Raw genomic sequence first — 3,134 nt, forward strand, 5'->3', positions numbered from 1 at the left:
GTCTTAAATAGTTGAAGTAGAATTGCATCAATGAGTCCGTTAAAGTTCGTTAATCTAACGAGGAATTTTAGTTCAATAAACACAACTAATRGAGGCTGCCGGCATGATCGGMAGCCTCTATTACGTTAACGTAATGAGCAGTGCAGTTCCAATTTATGGTATCATGCCAATAGGAATAATATTACTTTGAATGAGATTGGAGACTTATGGGATGAGAATGTATACTGACCCTAAAGATGAAGCTTACGAGCAAGTAATAGATTTGGCGATACGAAAATCGGAATGTTTTGTGCTTGGGGAGAAATTTCCGGCTGATGTTGTACGAGGCCATTACATAAACGTATTGGAAAGGTTAGAACCGTACTTGGTGAAGACAATTGTGATCCAAGGCAATAATATGGATGAAGTTAGACAAATAAGAAATACCTATCGCAGTCATGCCTTTTATACCGCGGGAACCTACTATTTTTATAGATGCTGTGAAGAAAGCGGGAATCTACTGAAGCAAATGGCAAACCGTTTGTCGGATTGGATTTATCCTAACCTGCCTGAAGACTTGTGTTTCTTGAAAGAAGGCGGCGGAGACTACCTTTTCTCGGTTGTGCATGAACATATCTATGGTATGGAAGTAAATGAGGAAGAAGCAATCGAATTGATGGATCGAATTACAGGTCTTTTTTTGGAGTTAAAGGCTCACCGGAATCTGGATCGTCTGCTAGATGATGCCATTAAGCATAAAACCGATTGGCTATATATAGGTGGACATTGTCTGACAGAGCTGCCTGAGAAAATCCGGGACCTTACAGAATTACGTGATCTAGAAATTTTTGAACAGGATCTTTATCGTCTACCCGAAGGGCTATTCGAGTTAAGTAAGCTTGAACGCTTGAAAATCATGACGGCTGATTTGGAGGGTATTCCCGCATCCATAGCCAGGCTGAAGAACCTGAGAGAGTTTTGCATTCATTGTGGGAGCTCGGATCGACCGATTTCCGGGTGGCGGGCCAAGCCGAAAGAAGAGATCAGCCTAAATCGCATCCCACCGGAGATTGGAGAACTGGAGCAACTGGAACAGCTTATTATTCAATATACCTCGATCCAAGAGCTACCACTCGAGCTAGAGAAGCTAAATCACTTGCGAATCTTGAATTTTGGAATATGTATGATCAATCGGAAACCTGATTTCCTCTATGGTATGAAGCAACTGAAATACATTAATGTGTCACAGGGTTCGTTATGGGAATCGATTGAATCAGAACAGTAGCTAAAATAACTATAGTTGAACGCATTTTGGAGCGGTTATTTTTAACGTTACACGAGATAAGTTTAATTATGAACACAGGAGATGTGAGATATGAAGATCGCGGGAGAGCTCGTCACAGAGACGTTTGAGTATGATGGTGGTCGTCAGGTTACGGTATACGTCCCTCCGGATCCACCCCAGGCAGTCGTTTTCGCCGGGGACGGTCAGCTTATTTCGCAGTGGGGCGGGTACCTCGAGGCCGCCGACGTTCCGCCTACGATGATCGTTGGTAGCTACCGAACGGCTGATAAGGATGAGATGGTGCGCATCCATGAGTACTCACCGCCGTTCGACCAGAAACGGTTCGCGGCACATGAGAGGTTCTTCGTTGAAGACGTCCGCCGATGGGTGCGATCGCGCTTCAGCGTCGCGCTGCCCGCCAAACGCACCGCGGTTTGCGGCGTGTCGGCGAGTGGAGAACTCTCACTCGCCATAGGGCTTCGGCATCCGGACATCTACGGTGCGGTCTTCTCCGCATCGCCAGGCGGGGGCTACCGACCGCCTGCTGTGATGCCAAGCCCGCTACCGCGCACATACCTCGTAGCCGGCACACTGGAGCCGTTCTTCCTCGAGAACGCGACCCGGTGGGCGGCTGCGCTGCGCGATGCAGGTGCGGACGTTGAAATGAGAGAGCGGGTCGCGTCGCACGACGATGTGATGTGGCGAGAAGAGTTCTCGCTGATGGTAGCGTGGGCGTTTGGACGATAGACATCCGCCGAGCCCGGGTCAAGCAGGTTTGACTCACATCTGTCCCGCCTACTCCGATGACATTGCAAGCCCTGATGGTGAGCAGCCCAATCGTCCTGGCTTGCATCGTCAGCGGATCGTCCGGTAGTGACCATCGCGTGAATCATCATTCTGCTAACTCAGAACGATAGTTTAATTAACCTCTTTAAAACTTAGCTCTGCACAGCTTAAGAGGCCGTCCAGAATCCACTGGCCGGCCTCTAATCCAAGCGAACTAAATTGGTTACCTGTTGATTCGGGTATTCCTAAGTTATATGTTCACAAGATTGAATTGGGTGAACTGTTCGGGATAAATCTGTTTTTGGTAGTTGTACCTGTTACGGTATGAGTGTGCCCGTTTGCTTCTTTAAATACAATCGTGAAGCGATGAAAGTGATTCGGACCGCCACCATGTGGACCAACACCGTTGATGGACAGGCCCGTTTGACCAGAGTACGTATGCCGATGTCCATCTTGCGTTGTAGTCACCCCGTGAAACGTGTGAAAGTGCGAACCCGGAACTCGCACGACGACGTCTGACGAGTTCAGAAACAGATGTTGATGTCCCCGATTGGCAGACGTAACACCAGACATAATGTGGCGAACACGATTGACAGTTGGACTACTGCTACACTTCAATCTGCTACACTTCAATGATTATCAACCACCTTCTATAAAGTAATACAGTAGCATATTATGCGATTGTAGAACTTGACACAGGCATCTGGAACAGTTTAATAGACTAAATCTAGAGAAAACGGTTATAGTTTTCGACATACATAGAAGGTGTGAAGGAGGAGTTTCTGCTCTTGTTCTTTGGATGCCAGAAGGGACAATCTCTGACAATCGGGTCAGCGCCCTCTATCTTGACATGTGATGGTGTTAAAGTCCAACATAGTGTGTTGAAAAGAGAGCGCAAAAACATACACCAAGTTTCGCCGCAGAAGATTAATCTGAAATAGATGTCATTACGCTAACTGGGAACGTTAGTTCAATCCACAGGAAGAGACGGGAGCCATGGGCTGCCGTTTTCTCAACGCTAGTGGATGAGTTTGCTGGCTGAGTGTTAGTTCCTTTTTTGTATTCCTGACTTACGGTATTGAAG

Annotated in this window: 3 protein-coding genes; 2 read left to right on the forward strand and 1 reads right to left on the reverse strand. The window is 47.2% G+C overall.

Features of this window, described 5'->3' with window-relative positions:
* Positions 1 to 211: 211 nt before the first annotated feature.
* Together AC1DUA_RS31180 and AC1DUA_RS31185 are read left to right on the forward strand one after the other, a co-directional pair.
* Complete coding sequence (locus AC1DUA_RS31180; protein WP_477503437.1) at positions 212 to 1,264, forward strand: leucine-rich repeat domain-containing protein; 1,053 nt, start codon at positions 212 to 214, stop codon at positions 1,262 to 1,264.
* A gap of 90 nt (positions 1,265 to 1,354) precedes the next feature.
* Complete coding sequence (locus AC1DUA_RS31185) at positions 1,355 to 2,011, forward strand: alpha/beta hydrolase (RefSeq protein WP_477503438.1); 657 nt, start codon at positions 1,355 to 1,357, stop codon at positions 2,009 to 2,011.
* A 297-nt stretch (positions 2,012 to 2,308) separates the two neighbouring features.
* On the opposite strand, the gene AC1DUA_RS31190 is transcribed toward AC1DUA_RS31185, so the two are convergent.
* Positions 2,309 to 2,668, reverse strand: coding sequence for a YmaF family protein (locus tag AC1DUA_RS31190; RefSeq protein WP_477503439.1), 360 nt, complete (start codon positions 2,666 to 2,668; stop codon positions 2,309 to 2,311).
* Positions 2,669 to 3,134: the final 466 nt, after the last annotated feature.

The organism is Paenibacillus sp. 01T422, assembly GCF_056398785.1.